17 protein-coding genes are annotated in these 18,683 nt (G+C 48.4%); 1 reads left to right on the forward strand and 16 read right to left on the reverse strand.

Annotation, left to right across the window (positions count from 1 at the left end):
• Window positions 1–9: 9 nt before the first annotated feature.
• The 3 genes from KNP03_RS02320 to KNP03_RS02330 all read right to left on the reverse strand — a co-directional run bounded on the left by KNP03_RS02320 (window position 10) and on the right by KNP03_RS02330 (window position 2,145).
• Window positions 10–381 carry a hypothetical protein gene (locus tag KNP03_RS02320; protein WP_214824681.1) on the reverse strand — a complete coding sequence of 124 codons (372 nt, stop codon included), beginning with the start codon at window positions 379–381 and terminating at the stop codon, window positions 10–12.
• A 113-nt stretch (window positions 382–494) separates the two neighbouring features.
• The gene (gene speD, locus KNP03_RS02325) at window positions 495–881 is read right to left on the reverse strand and encodes an adenosylmethionine decarboxylase (protein ID WP_214824684.1); all 387 of its coding nucleotides are present in this window, start codon (window positions 879–881) and stop codon (window positions 495–497) included.
• A 232-nt stretch (window positions 882–1,113) separates the two neighbouring features.
• Window positions 1,114–2,145: a glyceraldehyde-3-phosphate dehydrogenase gene (locus KNP03_RS02330; protein ID WP_214824700.1), complete on the reverse strand. Its 1,032-nt coding sequence runs from the start codon at window positions 2,143–2,145 to the stop codon at window positions 1,114–1,116.
• A gap of 157 nt (window positions 2,146–2,302) precedes the next feature.
• On the opposite strand from KNP03_RS02330, the gene KNP03_RS02335 reads away from it, so the two are divergent.
• Window positions 2,303–2,785 carry a site-2 protease family protein gene (locus tag KNP03_RS02335; protein WP_214824703.1) on the forward strand — a complete coding sequence of 161 codons (483 nt, stop codon included), beginning with the start codon at window positions 2,303–2,305 and terminating at the stop codon, window positions 2,783–2,785.
• A 73-nt stretch (window positions 2,786–2,858) separates the two neighbouring features.
• Here the strand turns inward: KNP03_RS02335 and coaE are convergent, their stop codons facing one another.
• From coaE to accD, 13 genes are all read right to left on the reverse strand, one after another.
• A complete protein-coding gene (coaE, locus tag KNP03_RS02340) occupies window positions 2,859–3,464 on the reverse strand; it encodes a dephospho-CoA kinase (RefSeq protein WP_240544412.1) in 606 nt (201 codons plus the stop codon).
• A 12-nt stretch (window positions 3,465–3,476) separates the two neighbouring features.
• Window positions 3,477–4,301, reverse strand: coding sequence for a DNA-formamidopyrimidine glycosylase (mutM, locus tag KNP03_RS02345; protein WP_214824706.1), 825 nt, complete (start codon window positions 4,299–4,301; stop codon window positions 3,477–3,479).
• A 21-nt stretch (window positions 4,302–4,322) separates the two neighbouring features.
• Window positions 4,323–6,917 carry a DNA polymerase I gene (polA, locus tag KNP03_RS02350; RefSeq protein ID WP_214824709.1) on the reverse strand — a complete coding sequence of 865 codons (2,595 nt, stop codon included), beginning with the start codon at window positions 6,915–6,917 and terminating at the stop codon, window positions 4,323–4,325.
• A gap of 207 nt (window positions 6,918–7,124) precedes the next feature.
• Entirely contained in the window at window positions 7,125–8,852 is a 1,728-nt protein-coding gene (gene pnpS, locus KNP03_RS02355) for a two-component system histidine kinase PnpS (RefSeq protein ID WP_214824712.1), read from the reverse strand.
• On the reverse strand, window positions 8,849–9,553 hold the full coding sequence (locus tag KNP03_RS02360) for a response regulator transcription factor (protein WP_214824715.1): 705 nt from the start codon (window positions 9,551–9,553) through the stop codon (window positions 8,849–8,851). Before KNP03_RS02360 ends, pnpS begins: the two co-directional genes overlap by 4 nt.
• A gap of 181 nt (window positions 9,554–9,734) precedes the next feature.
• Window positions 9,735–10,667 carry a malate dehydrogenase gene (gene mdh / locus KNP03_RS02365; protein ID WP_214824718.1) on the reverse strand — a complete coding sequence of 311 codons (933 nt, stop codon included), beginning with the start codon at window positions 10,665–10,667 and terminating at the stop codon, window positions 9,735–9,737.
• Between the two features lie 36 nt (window positions 10,668–10,703).
• Window positions 10,704–11,972 (reverse strand): NADP-dependent isocitrate dehydrogenase, encoded by a 1,269-nt coding sequence (icd, locus tag KNP03_RS02370; RefSeq protein ID WP_214826187.1) that lies wholly within the window; start codon window positions 11,970–11,972, stop codon window positions 10,704–10,706.
• 99 nt (window positions 11,973–12,071) lie between these two features.
• Window positions 12,072–13,184, reverse strand: coding sequence for a citrate synthase (gene citZ / locus KNP03_RS02375; RefSeq protein ID WP_214824721.1), 1,113 nt, complete (start codon window positions 13,182–13,184; stop codon window positions 12,072–12,074).
• Window positions 13,185–13,389: 205 nt separating this feature from the next.
• Window positions 13,390–13,854, reverse strand: a complete 465-nt coding sequence (locus KNP03_RS02380; protein ID WP_214824723.1) for a DUF441 domain-containing protein — start codon at window positions 13,852–13,854, stop codon at window positions 13,390–13,392.
• A 72-nt stretch (window positions 13,855–13,926) separates the two neighbouring features.
• A complete protein-coding gene (gene pyk, locus KNP03_RS02385; RefSeq protein WP_214824726.1) occupies window positions 13,927–15,669 on the reverse strand; it encodes a pyruvate kinase in 1,743 nt (580 codons plus the stop codon).
• Between the two features lie 91 nt (window positions 15,670–15,760).
• The gene (gene pfkA, locus KNP03_RS02390) at window positions 15,761–16,729 is read right to left on the reverse strand and encodes a 6-phosphofructokinase (protein ID WP_214824735.1); all 969 of its coding nucleotides are present in this window, start codon (window positions 16,727–16,729) and stop codon (window positions 15,761–15,763) included.
• Between the two features lie 160 nt (window positions 16,730–16,889).
• The gene (locus tag KNP03_RS02395; RefSeq protein ID WP_214824739.1) at window positions 16,890–17,825 is read right to left on the reverse strand and encodes an acetyl-CoA carboxylase carboxyltransferase subunit alpha; all 936 of its coding nucleotides are present in this window, start codon (window positions 17,823–17,825) and stop codon (window positions 16,890–16,892) included.
• Window positions 17,818–18,672, reverse strand: coding sequence for an acetyl-CoA carboxylase, carboxyltransferase subunit beta (accD, locus tag KNP03_RS02400; RefSeq protein WP_214824742.1), 855 nt, complete (start codon window positions 18,670–18,672; stop codon window positions 17,818–17,820). The genes KNP03_RS02395 and accD overlap by 8 nt, the downstream gene beginning before the upstream one ends.
• Between the last annotated feature and the right edge of the window lie 11 nt (window positions 18,673–18,683).

Consider the following 18,683-nt stretch of genomic DNA (forward strand, 5'->3'; position numbering starts at 1 on the left):
CAGCCCTCCTTATCCTTCGACAGATTGATTCCCAATCGCTCGGAGCGGGAACTGTTGCTGCAACGCATCATAATAACGTTGGACGATGCGTGCCAGGTCGACACCAAGACGTTGTTCACGGTTCAGCGTGAAGTCGACCGCAGTTCGGCCGCCATCGACTTGGATGACGGTCACAAGCCCGTCCCAGCCTTCGCCATAGAAAGAAAGCTCGCCTCGATTGGTGTCGATTCGGCGGACAGCCTGTCCTTCAGACTGGATCGTTCCTTCCAACCATTTTAGGATTGCGTTCGGTGAAGCTGCATAATAACGCGTTCGTAACGATTCATTTTTATGTGTGTCTTTTGTTTCAATGTGTGTTTGTAACTTATCAAGGAATCCCATAGTCCACCTCAACGACTCATTATATATACGTTAAGCATATCAAAATTAGCGCATGAACAAAACAATTAAAAGGGCTGACCGTTAAACGGCCAGCCTTAAAAGGTCTTACAAAATTATTTTGTGAGTGCCACTTGTGCTTCTGGAACACGAATTGGTCCCATACCGCGTTCAAGTTTCACATCTTCGCGTACTTTTGCATCCAAACCTTCTGCAATGTACTCAGAAGCTGTCGCTGGATCGATTCGATCTCCACACGTGAACACATCAACTGATGCGTAGCCGTGCTCAGGGAAGCTGTGAATTGTTAAGTGTGATTCTGAAATGATCACCACTCCACTTACACCGTGCGGCGCAAATTTGTGGAAAGCGACTTCGCGAACTTCTGCTCCTGAACGGAGTGCCGCGTCAACGAACAAACGCTCGATGTAGTCGATATCGTTTAATTTTTCAGGGTTACATTCCCAAAGTTCAGTAATAATGTGACGTCCCATAGTATCCATAATAGTGGATCCCCCTTTACATCAATGGTCTCAAAGTAGTTAATGTTCACTCACTTTGTGCCTGAATCGCCCACAACCACGGGGGCAAGTTAGTCCTAAGAGGTCCTAACCCTTTGAGCTGCGTTTGTCAGACCAATTGAAGTTCACGAAATTGAGTGTAACGTGTTTGGGACGTCGTTACAAGTCATTTGTTTAAAAATTAATAAAAATATTTTTTAGACAGTAATATTTTTTAGGCGTGTGTTTCTTGACGGCCGATTTGTAGATAGCTCGCTACCATATCCAGTAAGTCAACGACACGGCACGAATAACCCCACTCGTTATCATACCAGGCGAGCACTTTGACGTGATTGCCTCCGAGCACCATCGTCGACTCTGCATCCACAATCGACGAACGGTCGTCGCCGTTAAAATCGATTGAGACGAGCGGTTCATTCGAGACACCAAGAATTCCGGTCATTTCTCCGTAGGCTGCCCGTTCGAACGCTTCATTCACTTCCTCGACCGTGACCTCACGGTGAAGTTCGACCACGAGATCGACGAGTGATACGTTTGGCGTCGGCACCCGTAGCGCCATCCCGTTCAACTTTCCTTGGAGTTCCGGCATGACCAGACCGATGGCCTTTGCCGCCCCCGTTGACGTCGGGATGATCGAGCTTCCGCACGCCCGTGCACGTCGCAAGTCTTTGTGTGGATTATCGATGTTGTTTTGATCATTCGTATAAGCATGTACCGTCGTCACCAGTCCCGTCTCGATCCCGAATTGAGAATGAAGAACTTTGACAATCGGTCCGAGACAGTTCGTCGTACAAGAGGCGTTCGAGATGATGTGATCGTCATCCGGAAGATAATCGCGATCGTTAACCCCCATCACGATCGTACGTACATCACCTTTCCCCGGTGCTGTTAAAATGACTTTCTTTGCCCCTGCCTCCAAATGCTGTTTCGCACCTTCATCCGAGTTAAACTTCCCGGTCGCCTCGACCACGATCTCGACCCCGAGTTCTGACCATGGCAAGCGAGACGGATTTCGTTCAGATACGAGTTTGACCCATTTCCCGTCCACTTCGAGCGCATCCCCATGTGCCCGAACGGTAAGTGGGAACGGTCCATGAACCGTGTCATGTTTAATCAGATGCGCCAGCGTTTCCGCTGGGTAACTCGCATTGATGACCACTACCTCATGTCTTCCTTCAAGCATCAACTTTCGAAAGACCATTCTACCGATTCGACCAAATCCGTTAATCGCAACCTTTGTCCCCATGTTGAATCCCCCTTTTTCTACATTACGACATTATTATAACGGATAATTGTAAGCGTTTTCACTATGAATCGTCACATTTTTTTCATTTTCTGTCGTTTAGCTTTTGTAAATGAGGGAAATCATTTGTCTTGAAGGGCACGGAAAGGAGCACACCCATATGTTTGATTGGGGCGATCTCGACAAATTTGTCATTTCGTTTTTCGTCATCTTGCCGATTGTGACGTTGATTCATGAACTCGGACACTTTTTCTTCGCCAAATTATTTGGCGGCTCATTGGATATGCAGATTGGAACTGGAAAAAAACTCTTTAAAATCGGACGTTTGCAAGTCAATCGCGTCTACTTCTATGACGCCTGGTGTCAATTTTCCGATTTGAAGAACAGTAACCGCCTTAAACGATCCCTCGTATATGGTGGAGGAGCGTTTTTCAACTTGGCGAGCATTTTGATTTTGAATTGGTTCATTCTGAATCGAGAAATTGAGCCGACGATTTACACATATCAATTTGCCTACTTTTCTTTCTATTATGTGTTCTTTTCACTTTATCCGATTTACTATTCAAACGGACACCCGAGCGACGGACGAGCAATATATGACACGTGGAAAAAAGGATCTCCCGAAAATGATCCGCTCAATTAAAAAAAGAAGGCGTTTTGAACTGAACCAAAAAAGTTGGACATGAAAGTCCAACTTTTATGGGGCAGTTCATTTATTATTCGCCTTCTTTTTGTATGGTCTCAAATTGTGTCAACAGCCAGTCGATTTGCTTTGGTAAGTCTTGCAGGGAGCCGTTGTTATTGATCAAAAAGTCAGCCCGATGTTTTTTCTCTTCGATCGGGATTTGTGAATGGATGCGCGCGAGCGCTTCTTCTTTCGTCAGTCCGTTCCGCTCCATGAGCCGCATCAACTGGATTTCTTCTCGGCAATAGACGACAACCGAGTAATCGACCAAATCCAGCATCGTTCCTTCAAACAGAAGCGGGATGTCAAAAATGACGACTTTCTCACCTGCTGCCTCATAAGCGTGCATCTGTTCCTGCATTTCTTCCCGAATCGCCGGATGCATCAATTGATTCAGCCGCTCCCGCTTCGCATCATCATGAAAAATTTCGCGACCGAGCGCCGGACGGTTCAATTGATCTCCGTCAAAGCATTGCGGAAAAGCGGATTGCACCCCCGAAAAGGCTTTCCCCCCCGGTTCCACAACCGTCCGAGCGATTTGATCCGCATCGATGATCGGGATTTGCTTCTCCCGAAGCAACTTCGAAACCGTCGACTTTCCTGTCGCGATGCCACCGGTTAATCCAATTTTCAACATGATGCCCACCCCTTATTGTTGACAGTGCGGACAATAATGCGTACCCCGTCCGCCTAACTTCATTTTTTCAATCGGATGCCCACAGCGCTGACACGGTTCTCCAGTCTGTCCGTAAACGTAGAGACGGTCTTGGAATGTTCCCGTCGCACCGTCAGGGTTCGTGTAACTTCGAATCGTGCTCCCTCCGCGCTCAATCGCTTCCGATAATACGGCGACCGCTTCCGTGCGGACACGTTCCACTTCTGCAAGCGACAAACTTGCGGCAGTCCGTGTCGGATGAATCCCAGCTCGGAACAGCGTCTCATCGACATAAATGTTTCCAAGGCCGACAAAAATCGATTGGTCAAGGAGCGCTGTTTTGATCGCCCGGGACTTCAACTTTCGTAAGCGTTGATGGAGCGAGTCGCTAGTCACTCGCTCATCAAATGGCTCATATGCGAGAAGTGACAACGGTGGCGTCGAATGAACCGCTTCATTGGTCCGTAGCTCCATCGTCCCGAATTTTCGAACGTCATTGTAATGAAGGGTGGACTGGTCAGTGAACGTAAACACAACGTGCGTGTGTTTGACAGGTTCGACCTGACGCTCATGTGGGAAGAATTTCCCTTCCATTCGCAAATGCGAGACAAGATAGCCGTGTTCTAACTTGAACAAAATAAACTTCCCACGGCGCTCCACGTCAAGGATGCGTTCTCCAATCAATTGTTGTTTCCATACGTCTGCCTCCTGGCCCCGTATCACTTTATCGTCATACACATCGACCGACTGAATCGTTTTTCCTGACACAAACGGTCGCAGCCGGCGACAGACGGTTTCAACTTCCGGTAACTCTGGCATACAAATTTCCTTTCTTTCCGTTTATTTCGTGTCGAACCACGTCTCTCCGACCGAGCCGTCTGCCCGGAGCGGCACATCGAGCGTGACCGTGTGTTCCATGGCTTGCTTCACGAGTGACTCGAGAGCATCCATTTCGTCTTTTGGCCCCTCAAAAATTAGTTCATCATGAACTTGGAGCAAGAGACGTGATTTGAGATCAGACGCCTGCAGGGTCCGATCGACATCGATCATCGCCTTTTTAATGATATCTGCCGCCGTCCCTTGAATCGGTGTATTGATTGCCGTTCTCTCCGCAAAACCTCGCAAGTTAAAGTTGCGGGAATGAATGTCGGGAATGTTTCTACGGCGCTTCAACATCGTTTCGACATAGCCGTGTTCACGAGCCCGCTCGATGGCGGCATCCATAAAGGTTTTCACGCCAGGGAACTGTTCAAAATACGTGTCGATAAACGTTTGGGCTTCTTTACGGGTGATGCCCAGGTTCTGAGATAGCCCGTAGTCACTGATTCCGTAGATGATTCCAAAGTTGACCGCCTTTGCCTGGCGACGCATGAGCGAGGTCACTTCTTCTGGTGAGACTTTAAATACGTTCGCCGCAGTCGACGTATGGATGTCCTCGTCATGTAAGAATGCGGCGAGCATCTTCTCGTCTTGTGACATGTGTGCCATGATGCGCAGTTCGATTTGAGAGTAATCGACCGCATATAACAACCAATCCGGTTCACTCGCCGTGAACGCTTTACGGATCCGTCGTCCTTCCTCCAGACGAATCGGAATGTTCTGCAGGTTCGGATTGACAGAAGACAGGCGCCCTGTCTGCGTTAGCGTCTGTGTATAACGGGTATGAATCTTCCCATCCTCTTTGATCACTTTTTGCAACCCTTCCACATACGTCGATTGCAGTTTTCCAAGTTCACGATAATGCATGATCTTCTCGATCACCGGATGCATCGGGGCTAACTTTTCCAGAACGTCGGCGGCGGTCGAATAGCCTGTCTTCGTCTTCTTAACAGGCGGCAGGCCTAGTTTTTCAAACAGGATGACCCCGAGTTGTTTAGGCGAGTTGATATTGAACGGTTCGCCAGCCAATTCGTGGATTGACTTCTCTAACTGATTGAGTCGCTCTCTTAAGTCCACTTCCATCTCTTGAAGCGTGGAGACATCGACATGAATCCCTGCCCATTCCATCTCTGCGAGGACCGACACGAGCGGACGCTCCAATTCTTCATACAGGGCCGTTTGTTCATTTTGATTCAATTCATCGGTCACTCGTTGGAAAAGTGTCAACACTGCGAACGCTTTTTCACCGATATGGCGGTGAAGAATCACTTGTTCAGGGATATGGATTTTGGCCCCTTTTCCGTATACGGCTTCATCTTCCGTCAAGGAATACGAGAAATGAGCGGCAATCGAGCTCAACGTCGTGCCTCCAGACAGGTTAAGTAAATAACCTGCGACGAGTAAATCTTCATATCCACGTAACGTCAACCCTTGTCGTTTCAATTGGATAATGGTTTGCTTTGCGTCCAGACAAATCGTGGGTTGCGTCTCCTCTTCAACCCAGGCGCGGACCCGTTCATCCTGGAGCAGGTCAAGCTGTCCGACGGTGACACCAGCATCGGACGCAATCGCGACTCCAATCACGTCTTCTTCAAAATAATCGTCCTGAAGCTGTTCGAGTAAAAGAACGGCTTTGGATAAGTCATGTTGCCCGATATCAATTTGTTGAAGCTCTTGTTTTGGAGCGCTTTCTTCTTCCGTCGTTCCTGAAAGTTTCCCGAGAAGGGACTTGAACTGAAGGTCGACGAACAGTGGTTTCACTTTCGAGACGTCATAAGGGTGGAACACCAACTCGTCAGGACTCAAATCAATCGGGACGCTCGTGTGGATCGTCGCCAACTGCTTCGACATTTTCGCTTCCCGCTCGTTCGCCTCGACTTTTTCTTTTTGTTTCCCTTTCAGTTCATCCGTATGTTCGTATAACGCTTCCACCGATCCGTATTTTGTAATCAGTTTCAACGCCGTCTTCTCCCCGACCCCCGGGATTCCAGGGATGTTATCCGACTTATCGCCCATCAGCCCTTTCAAATCAATCATTTGAATCGGAGCCAAGCCTTCATAGCGTTCTTTAAACGCAGCTTCGTTCATCGTCTCGACGTCGGTGATTCCTCGTTTTGTTAAGTAAACCGTCACGCGATCGTCAATCAACTGAAGTAAATCTTTATCCCCCGTTACGACAGTGACTTGATCGAATGACTTGTTTTTAGAGAGGGTGCCGATAATGTCATCCGCCTCATATTGATTCAATTCGAGAACTGAAATCCCGAACGCTTTACACACATCGCGCACGAGTGGGAACTGTTCACGCAGTTCCCCTGGTGTTTTTTCCCGACCACCCTTGTACTCAGCGTACGTATCATGACGAAACGTTTTTTTCGAGGCATCGAACGCCACCGCAAAATGCGTCGGTTGTTCATCTTCCATTAACTTCAATAACATCATCGTAAATCCATAGACCGCATTCGTGTTTCGACCTGATGCATCCGACATCGGAGGCAGCGCAAAAAAAGCGCGGTACGTCAACGAGTTCCCGTCCAGGAGTAGTAATTTGTTCATCATTCGACCTCCATTCTCTTCTGCATCCATCATACCATACGGGTACATGCGTTCGAAAAAAAAGACCCTTTTCTACAAGTAGAAAAGGGCCAAATTTCTCGACCGTGTGGAGATGAACACTAGTCGAGTCACGAGATGATGAAGAGGTCTCATCAATAGAATATCAACTGTTTGTAAAGTGAATATGAACGAACGATAAAGGGATTGTTAATCTCGGGGGAAGCGGATGGTAAATGTCGTCCCTTCACCTTCGACACTCTCCACATCGATCGTCGCATGATGCAAGTCGATGATGTGTTTCACGATGGCGAGACCGAGCCCCGTTCCCCCGGAATTACGGCTTCGGGCTTTATCCACTCGATAGAACCGTTCAAAAATCCTGCTCACCTCTTTAGGCGCAATCCCAATCCCGTTGTCTTTTACGATCAAGACATAGGACTCTTCACGTACATCGACCGTGACATCAACTTGACTTCCTTCCGGTGAATAGTTGATGGCGTTGGCGACCAGGTTCATGATGACCTGCTTCATTCGGTTCAGGTCCGCCTGTAAAGTGACATCCCCGTCATGATGCCGCTCCAACCGGATCGACTTCTTCTCTGCCTTCTGACTCAGGACGAGGCAAACATCATCAACGAGTTGGTTTACATTCACCGCTTCAAACTCTAACTTGAAATCATCCCGTTCGAGACGTGAGAGCTCGAGTAAATCTTCAACAAGCATTTGCATCCGCGTCGCTTCTTTTTGGATGATATCTAAGAATTGATCGCGCAGCTCCGGCACTTCCTTCGCCCCATCCAGCAACGTCTCGCTGAACCCCCGAATCGAAGTCAACGGCGTCTTCAGTTCGTGACTCACATTGGCAACGAAATCTTTTCGCATCTTCTCCAAACGTTTCAGCTCTGTAATATCGTTGAATAGTAATGTGGTCCCTCGCAACATACCGGTGTCGCTGAAAATCGGCGCAGCAGATACCATATACGTTTTTTGATTGAACCCGGTACGAATCGACAACTGACGGCGGTGGACCTCTTCTGTCAGGTACACATCTTCAATGAGTGTTTCCACTTCCGGACTCGGTAAGATGCCATGATAAAATTGTCCGTTTGATAAATCATCGTATTGGAACATCTCCCGGTACGAGCGATTGACGAGTGTCACAATGCCACGTTCATCCACCAACAGGAGTCCGGCTCCCATATATTCGATCAAAGACTCGAGCCGTGCCCGTTGGACTGATTCCCCAAGCGAAATGGATTCTAAGTTTCGAGCAAGCACGTTGATGGAACCGGCGAGACTTCCCGTCTCTTCATCATTCCGTAACTCATAGACGCGCGCTCGATAATTTCCATCCGCCAGCTCCCGAAGGACGATCGTCGCCTCGTCGATTGGACGAATGAACTGATTGGTTAAGTTATGCAGGACAAACAAAATAATGAAGAACGAGAAAAACAACGCCAATGCGATTGTCAGCCAGATCCGGTCATATACGCCTTCTAAATCGGATACGTATCGGACGAACGTGAGGTACACCGTTTCTCCGTTCGCGATATCCACCGGTTGGGTGAATTGAATCAAATCGTCCCGTTCACCATCACCGAACGTTCCTTCTTCCGGAATCAGCTCCGGTTCAATCTTATAGTCGATTGCCCCGACTCGAAATGGCGTGCCCGCAATGATTTCCATCCGATTGTTCAGTAGTAAGATATCAAAACTGCTGCCGTCGTCAATCTCACTGACATAATCCCGAATCTCGTCCAACTCGCCGCCTTCTAAGTATAAAGCAGCGAGTTGAGCGTCTTCTTTTAACCGGTCACGCTCCGAGTCCAAATAAAAATCTTTGAATAACTGCCCGAGAACAAGACCAAGCGTCAATAATACACCGGTGACGAGCAGGATGAGCGTTGATAAAAAGCGAGAGCGATACGTCTTCATTCTGAAGTCGGCTCCTCCATCTTATAGCCTAGACCCCGAATCGTTTTTATATAAGAAGGTTTCTTTGTCGACGGCTCAATTTTTTCGCGCAAATGACTGATGTGGACGTCAACGATTCGCGTATCTCCCACAAAATCGTAGTTCCAGATGGCAGACAACAGTTGGTCTCGGGTCAAGACCCGGCCTTTGTTTTTAGCCAGGTACGCCAACAGCTCAAATTCTTTCGGGGTCAATTCCAAGCGTTCGCCTTGTTTGAACACCTCATAGTTGGAAGTGACGATCTTGACATCCCCGATTTGAATGACATCTTCCTCGACTTCCGGTTGTTCCTGCGGAGCAGATCGTCTCAAAATCGCTTTTACCCGAGCCACGACCTCGCGCGGACTAAACGGCTTCGTCAAATAGTCATCCGCTCCCAGTTCAAGACCCAACACTTTATCGAACTCATCATCTTTAGCCGTTAACATTAATATTGGCGTATTCACTTTTTGTTGACGGAGACGTTTACACACTTCTAATCCGTCCATCTCCGGTAACATCAAATCCAGAACGATTAGGACCGCATCACGTTTCTCAGCCAACTCCAGACCGGTTTTCCCGTCGTGTGCCGTCTCCACCTCGAATCCTGCTTGCTCTAAATTAAATTTCAATAACGTCGCAATCGATACCTCATCATCGACAACAATTACTTTATCGGCCACACTTGTTCCTCCTCTGGTCTTTCTCATTCACCTTTCATTGTACAAACCAATGCCACAAACGACCAACCTCAAAACAAATCTTTACAAAAACAAAACAAATCCACCTTCAGTGTAGCATGTGCAGGCGTGCTTCTGAAAAATAAAAAGTCCCTTCTGCCGCATGACAGAAGGAACTATTGCGTTATAACACGTTTAGCACGGAACGAACCGAATCAGCGGAACGTTCAAGTGCCGATTTTTCTTCATCCGTCAAATCCAACTCAAGCACACGTTCGATTCCGTTTGCCCCAAGAATCGTCGGGACACCGAGATACAGATCGTTAAATCCATATTCGCCTTCTAAGTAAGCAATCGCCGGTAAAATACGACGCTGATCCTTCAGGATTGCCTCGACCATCTCAACGATCGCCGCTGCAGGGGCATAGTAGGCAGAACCGTTTCCTAACAATTGGACAATCTCACCGCCGCCTTTACGCGTCCGTTCGACAATCGCCTCGATCCGGTCATCCGGAATCAGTTTTTCAAGCGGGATGCCACCTGCGTAAGAGTAACGAATGAGCGGTACCATGTCATCTCCGTGCCCACCGAGTACAAAGCCGGAAACATCCTTCACCGAAATGTTTAGTTCCTGGGCGACGAACGTACGGAACCGGGCCGTATCGAGAACGCCCGATTGACCGATGACACGCTCTTTCGGGAATCCCGATTCTTTGAACGCGGCGTATGTCATCGCATCGACAGGGTTCGTCAATAAGATGAGAATCGCCTCAGGCGAGTATCGTGCGATTTCTTTCACAACAGACCGCATGACTTTTGCGTTTGTTGCTACGAGATCATCACGACCCATTCCTGGTTTACGGGCAATCCCGGCTGTGATGACGACGATATCGGAATTTGCCGTTTCGGCGTAGTCCGATGTTCCCGTGATCCAGGAGTCGAATCCTTGGATTGGGGCAGTCTCTTGTAAGTCGAGCGCTTTCCCTTTCGTCGGTCCGACTTTTTCTTCCATATCGAGAAGGACGACATCCCCTAGCTCTTGTTGAGCCAGATAGAGCGCTGTTGTGGCGCCGGTGAATCCACTTCCAATGACAGAGATTTTGTTACGACGAATCATGTGCTCTCCCCCTTGGTTGACGTTTGTTCCGAACAGTTACATGTTTTTGATCAATTCATCCGCGAACTCAGAACATTTCACTTCTGTCGCGCCATCCATGAGACGGGCGAAGTCATATGTGACGACTTTCGAAGCAATCGTTTTCTCCATTGAGTTGATGATGAGGTCTGCCGCCTCGTTCCAGTTCATGTGGCGAAGCATCATTTCACCTGACAAGATGACCGACGACGGGTTCACTTTATCAAGGCCAGCGTATTTCGGTGCAGTACCGTGTGTTGCTTCGAAAATTGCGTGTCCTGTGACATAGTTGATGTTCGCACCCGGTGCGATCCCGATTCCGCCGACTTGTGCCGCGAGTGCATCTGAGATGTAGTCCCCGTTCAAGTTCATCGTTGCCACAACATCGAACTCACGTGGACGAGTCAAGATTTGCTGAAGGAAGATATCCGCGATCGAATCTTTGACGATGATTTTGCCTTCTGCTTCCGCTTTCGCTTGCGCGTCGTTCGCAGCGGCTTCACCAGACTCTTCTTTGATGCGGTCGTATTGTGCCCAAGTGAAGACTTGATCGCCGTACTCCTCTTCTACTAATTCATAACCCCAGTTTTTGAAGGCACCTTCTGTGAACTTCATGATGTTCCCTTTATGAACGAGTGTCAACGACTTACGATTGTTTGCAATTGCATACTCGATTGCCGCACGGACGAGACGTTTCGTTCCTTCAGAAGATACTGGTTTGATTCCGATTCCTGATGTTTCAGGGAAGCGGATTTTGTTGACGTTCATTTCGTCTTGCAAGAATTTGATGAGTTTCTTCACTTCGTCGCTTCCTGAAGCGTACTCGATCCCTGCGTAGATGTCTTCTGTGTTCTCACGGAAGATGACCATGTCCGTGTCCTCAGGACGTTTAACAGGTGACGGTACACCTGTGAAGTAACGAACCGGACGAAGACATGTGTACAAGTCAAGTTCTTGGCGAAGCGCAACGTTCAACGAACGGATTCCACCACCGACTGGTGTCGTAAGCGGTCCTTTGATTGCAATCAAGTACTCGCGAATTTGATCGAGTGTCTCTGTCGGAAGCCATTCACCTTTTTCATTAAATGCTTTTTCCCCAGCGTACACTTCCATCCATTCGATTTTCTTGTCGCCGCCGTATGCTTTTTCAACTGCAGCGTCAAATACACGAACAGCCGCGTTCCAAATATCCGGGCCTGTTCCGTCACCGATAATAAATGGTACGGTCGGTACGTTTGGTACGTTCAATACACCGTTTTCAACTGTAATCTTTTGTCCTTGTGTCAACATAATGAATCCCCCTAAGTACATTACTGTAGGTCGACGCGCGCGCCGACCTACGTCACTTGTTAGTTTACCAAACTTTTGTCTAAAATGTGTCTCGAATTAACGTTCGTTTACCGGAACGTAAGTACGGCTCGTCTCACCGACGTATTCTGCACGTGGACGAATCAAGCGGTTATCCGCATATTGCTCAAGAATATGGGCAATCCAACCTGACATCCGCGACACAGCGAAGATTGGTGTGAATAAATCTTCTTCAAGACCAAGCGCATAATACGTTGAGGCCGAGTAGAAGTCGACGTTTGGTTTTAAGCCTTTTTCAGATTCCACGATGGCGTCGATTTTTTCTGACATCTCATACCATTTCGGTTCACCGATTTGGGCAGTCAACTGGCGGCTCATTTCTTTCAAATGTTTCGCACGTGGGTCGCCGTCCTTGTAGACACGGTGACCGAAGCCCATGATTTTCTCTTTGCGTTCAAATTTACCACGTACGTATTCTTCGACGCGGTCCACTGTATCGATTTCATGGAGCATCTTCATTACGGCTTCATTCGCTCCGCCGTGAAGTGGGCCTTTGAGCGCACCCATTGCCGCCGTGACACCAGAATACATATCAGAAAGCGTCGCCACACAGACGCGTGCCGTGAACGTCGAAGCGTTCAACTCATGGTCGGCATGCAGGATCAACGCCTTATCGATTGTCTTTTCTGCCACGTCGCTTGGCTCTTCACCGTTCAACATGTACAAGAAGTTCGCCGCGTATGAAAGACCTTGTTTCGGAGCGACAGGCTGCTCGCCTTTACGCAGACGTGCGAACGCCGTCACGATTGTAGCAACTTGTGCTTGGAGACGAATCGCTTTACGCATGTTTGCCTCATCACTCATATCTTCAGATTCCTCATCATATAAAGCGAGTTGCGAGAGTGCCGTACGAATCGTCGCCATCGCATTGGCCGTTTTCGGTGCCCGTGCCAATGTATCCAGTACATCTTCCGGTAATTTTGCTTCTTTGACGAGCGCTTCCGATAATGCAGATAGTTCTTGTGCATTCGGCAAACGATCATTCCATAAGAGGAAAACGACTTCCTCAAACGTAGCATGGTCCGCTAAGTCGTCGATTGTATATCCTCCGTAAGTCAATTGGCCGTCAATAATCGAGCTGACTTTTGAGGCTGCTGCCACAATTCCTTCTAACCCTTTTGTCGTTGACATTCGTAACTCCCCCTCAGTCTTGTTTAAAAGTGGTCGACCGTAACGATAGTTTTTCAACCTTGAATACAGTCTTTTTATAGGGAATAAGGATCGGAGCCGGGCATTTCCCCTTCCCTTGCCCGAGTTCCAACAATCCCGTCCTTTATATAGTATAAACAATTTACTGCAAAAAAGAAATGTAAGCGGCTTCAGTTGTCAGAAAATATCAAATCCATTTTTCAATGAGGTGGTAACCGCTCAAAATAAGCGCTGCAATCCCCGCTCCGATGAGTGGTCCGACTGGTACACCTTTCATGAATCCGACCGCTAATATCGTCCCTGCAAGGAGCGCCGTCGTGACGACCGGGTCGACTCGCATGAGCTGAACGCCCTGCGCGGCAGCAAGTGCCACAAAAATACCCGAACCGAATGCCACGATCCCGACAGGCCCTTTAATACTATTCCACAATTCTTTAAATCCAATATCTCCTGTCGCAATCGGGACTAATACCGCAATCGTAATAATCGTCACGCCCCAATTGATTCCTTTTGAGGCAAGCGTCGGAAACAACTGATCGCCGAAACCGAGCGCCTTAATGATGAGGAGGACACTGCTCGCAATGATAATCGATTGGTTTTGTGCGATGACACCGATCAAGACTAGCAAAATTAAAAATAAATAAGCTCCCATACCCGTTCCGTTCCTTTCTCCGAATGGAAAAAGAACCGGCCTTAATAGAAGGCCGGTTCGATTGTCATTCAATTATGCGTTGTAAATTTTACCTGTGAGTGGGTCGATTGAAATCATCTGACCGTCACGAAGTGAAGTTGTAGCTGTATCGACACCTACGATGACTGGTTTACGGAGTGATGGTCCAACGATACCAGCGTGGCTCGTCAATCCGCCGTCTTCCGTGATGATTCCAGCCGCTTTTTCGATGGCAGGCATCATTTCTTTATCTGTGAATGGTGCGACGAGAATCATGCCGTCTTTCGCTTTTGCGTTTGCTTCTTCCGCATTTTTTGCGACAACGACTTCTCCGACAACGCCGCGCTCACCGATTCCACGTCCGTCTGCGAGAGCGTGACCGACGATGTGGACTTTCATCATGTTCGTCGTACCAGCTGTCGCTGCAGGAATACCAGCAGAGATGACAACGAGGTCGCCGTCAGTGACGAATCCAGCGTGACGTGCTGCTTCTGATGCTTGAACCAACATTTCATCCGTGTTGTTCGGCATCGTCTCTGCAACGATCGGGTATACGCCCCAAACGAGGTTCAATTGACGAGCAACGCGCTCTGATTCAGTGACTGCGATAATGTTCGCTTCCGGACGGTATTTCGCCGTACGAGCAGCCGTGTAACCAGATTGAGTTGGTGTCAAGATCGCCTTCGCGTTCAAGTTGATTGCTGTGTGAGCAACCGCTTGTGAGATGGCATCCGTTACCGTATGCTCACTGCGCTTTTGACGGTCTTTCAACAAGTTTTTGTAGTCGAGCATGCGCTCAGTACGTTCTGCGATTGCAGCTTGCATTTGAACTGACTCGATTGGGTAGTCCCCAGCCGCTGTCTCACCAGAAAGCATGACTGCATCTGTTCCATCCAAGATGGCGTTCGCTACGTCAGATGCTTCCGCACGTGTTGGACGTGGGTTACGTTGCATCGAGTCGAGCATTTGCGTTGCCGTGATGACCGGCTTACCAAGGTCGTTACACTTCTTGATGAGTTCTTTTTGAACAGGTGTTACTTCTTCCGTCGGGATCTCGATACCGAGGTCACCACGGGCAACCATCAAGCCGTCAGAGATTGCCAAGATTTCTTCGATGTTATCCACACCTTCTTGGTTCTCGATTTTCGGGTAGATCTTAATGTGTGACGCGTTGTGTTTTTCAAGAAGTTGACGAATTTCTACCACGTCAGACGCACGACGTACGAACGATGCTGCGATGACGTCGATGTCTTGTGAGATTCCGAACTCGATGTCCGAGATATCTTTGTCTGTGAGGGCAGGAAGGTTTACCTTGACGTTTGGCAAGTTAACACCTTTCTTCGTCTTGATGACTCCTTCGTTTTCAATCACGCAACGGAGGTCGCGGTTCGGAAGTTTTTCAACGACACGGAGTCCGATGAGACCGTCGTCAAGCATGATGTGTGAACCGACTTCTACATCATCGTAAAGGCCTTCATACGTCACAGAGAAACGATCTTTCGTTCCGACGATTTCTTCACTTGAAACGATTGTGACTTCTTTTCCTTTTTCAAGTAATGCTTTTCCATCTTCGAACGTATGTGTACGGATTTCAGGACCTTTCGTGTCAAGAAGTACCGTAACCACTTTTCCAGCTGCTTTCGCTGCTTCACGGATGTCACGGATACGTGCGCCATGCTCTTCGTAGTCACCGTGTGAGAAGTTGAGACGGGCAACGTTCATACCTGCTTCAATCAATTCTGGAAGACGCTTCTCTGAAGCGGGTCCAATCGTACATACAATTTTCGTTCTACGCATAATATAAAAACCTCCTAGGGGATATAGTGCAACCTACACACAGAAAACGGGCGGTCTATGACCAAGTCCCGTTACTGTGACCTGTCAAAACTTAAATCGAAAGCTGATTTACAAGATCGATCAACTGCATGTCGATCGTATGCTTGTTGTGATCAAGTGCCTCGTCGATATCAAGGTCGATCATTTTGTTGTTACGAATACCGACAACGCGACCTGCCTTGCCTTGAAGCAGAATCTCGACCGCGTATGCACCCATACGGCTTGCGAGCACCCGGTCAGCAGCCGTTGGTGAACCACCGCGTTGAATGTGACCGAGAATCGTCACACGCGTTTCCGAGTTCGTCTTCTCAGCAATCAACTTACCGATTTCTTCTGCACTACCAGCACCTTCGGCAACGATGACGATCGAGTGTTTTTTACCACGGGCAATCCCACTGTTGATTCGCTCAACAATCGCACTTAAATCTTCCGGACGCTCAGGAACGAGAATCGATTCTGCTCCTCCAGCGAGACCTGAATACAAGGCGATGTCACCGGCGTCACGACCCATTACCTCAATGACATATGTCCGTTCGTGTGATGAAGCCGTGTCACGGATTTTGTCGATTGCGTCAAGCGCCGTGTTGAGCGCTGTATCGAACCCGATTGTCGCATCTGTTCCCGGGATATCGTTATCGATTGTTCCAGGAAGACCGATTGTCGGGAATCCGAGATCTGTCAATTTTTGAGCCCCACGGTAAGAGCCATCTCCACCGACGACGACGAGCGCATCGATGTTAAACTTCTTCAATTGTTCGACTGCTTTTGCACGACCTTCTTCTGTTCTGAATTCAGGACAGCGAGCAGAACGTAGGAAAGTTCCTCCACGTTGAATGATGTCGCCGACTGAACCAAGGTTTAATTCGACTAAGTCGCCTTCAATCAATCCTTGATAGCCGTTATACACACCGTACACTTCTAGACCTTCGAAAATTGCTTTTCGCGTCACGGCACGGACTGCAGCGTTCATTCCAGGAGCGTCCCCTCCACTTGTTAATACCGCAATACGTTTTAAATTCACGTCACTCACCTCTTATGTGTTTTAACGAAATCTGAAAATAAAATACCATGTCTGACCTTTGTTTTACAACACAAGTATGTGAAAAAAATGTATGGGGTATCCGGAAAAGCAGTCAATTGATGAACGTTTAAATGCTCGTTCTAAGCCATTGTTAACGTTTTCACGAGTCAATTGTGCCAATTTGATGATATTTGACCGCACGCCCTTGAATCATCTCCGGGACAGTTTGTCCCATCAATTCACCCATATGCTGTGTTAATACAGGCTTTAAGAGAGATGACTGTAATGACACATCGACATGCGCGCCTCCATACACCTCTGTCACCACTTCATCCACGATGCCAAGATGGTATAAATCTTGCGCTGTAATTTTCATCGTTTCTGCTGCGCGTTCGGCTTGCTTCGCATCTTTCCATAGCAATGCCGCGGCCCCTTCAGGCGAAATGACCGAATACGTGCTGTTCTCCAGCATCAACAAGCGGTCACATACACCAATCCCGAGCGCGCCGCCAGAACCACCTTCCCCGATCACAATCGAGATGATCGGTACTTTTAAAGTGGCCATTTCGAACAAGTTTCGCGCAATCGCTTCACTTTGCCCGCGTTCTTCTGCAGCTTTACCAGGATAAGCTCCTTTCGTATCGATAAACGTAATAATCGGACGTTTGAACTTCTCAGCCTGTTTCATAAAGCGTAATGCCTTCCGATACCCTTCCGGATGTGGCATGCCAAAGTTTCGTTTCATGTTTTCCTTCGTGTTTCGTCCCCGTTGATGTCCGATAATCGTGACCGGCACACCGTCAAGTGTCGCGAGACCAGACACGATGGCTGCATCATCATATCCGTGTCGGTCACCGTGTAACTCCATAAAGTCAGGGAACAGGTGATGAATGTAATCAAGCGTCGTTGGACGCTTCGGATTGCGCGCCAGCTGCACGCGATCCCACGGTTTCATATTCCCATAAATATCTCTTTCTAATCGGTCGAGCTTTAACTCCAGATGCCGGATCTCTCTTGATAGATTGATCCCTTTCGTTTCAGCTGTTTCCCGTAATTTACGCAGTTGTTCATTCACTTCTTTGATCGGATCAAACATGCCGTACACCCCCGCCGTGCATTTCAATCATTTTGTTCAAGAATGAGCGCATCTCTTCACGATGCACGACCGCATCCAATTGCCCGGCCTCGAGTAAAAACTCAGCAGTTTGGAAGTTTTCCGGTAGCTTCTCTCGAATCGTCTGTTCGATAATGCGGCGCCCGGCAAATCCAATGAGTGCACCCGGTTCAGCGACATTCAAATCACCGAGCATCGCGAAACTTGCCGACACCCCACCCGTTGTCGGGTGCGTCAAGTATGCGATATAGAGTAACCCTGCCTCGTCGTGCTCTTTCAACGCAATCGACGTATTCGCCATTTGCATGAGACTTACCATACCTTCTTGCATCCGGGCTCCGCCTGAAGCAGTGAACAAGACGACCGGCAGACGCTCCGCTGTGGCCCGTCTCACTGCCGAAGCGATTGCTTCTCCGACATACGCCCCCATCGACCCCATACGGAATCGTGCATCCATGACGCAGACGACGAGCGGTTTGCCATCGATTTTCCCTTTCCCGCAGACGACCGCTTCTTCAATCCCGGTCCGTTCTTGATCTTTCGCCAGCTTTTCTTCGTAGTCCGGAAAATCAAGCGGATTCTTCTTCACGGTCGGCCCGGGAAACGCTTCAAACGAACCCTCGTCAACGAGCATCTCGATCCGTTCATTCGCGCTGAGCGGGAAATGGTACCCGCAATCGCATACTTTATGATTTTCGTTCAATTGTTTCGTGTAATGCATGTATTTACAGGATGGACACTTCGTCATCAAGCCTTGCGGTGCATCAATTTTTGGTTCACGTTGCCGCAATGGCATATATCGTTTCGGTTTCTTGAAAAAAGCAGTCATCGCTTCCCCCT

Origin of the sequence: Exiguobacterium algae, assembly GCF_018617875.1 — a bacterium.
Classification (GTDB): Bacteria; Bacillota; Bacilli; order Exiguobacteriales; family Exiguobacteriaceae; genus Exiguobacterium; species Exiguobacterium algae.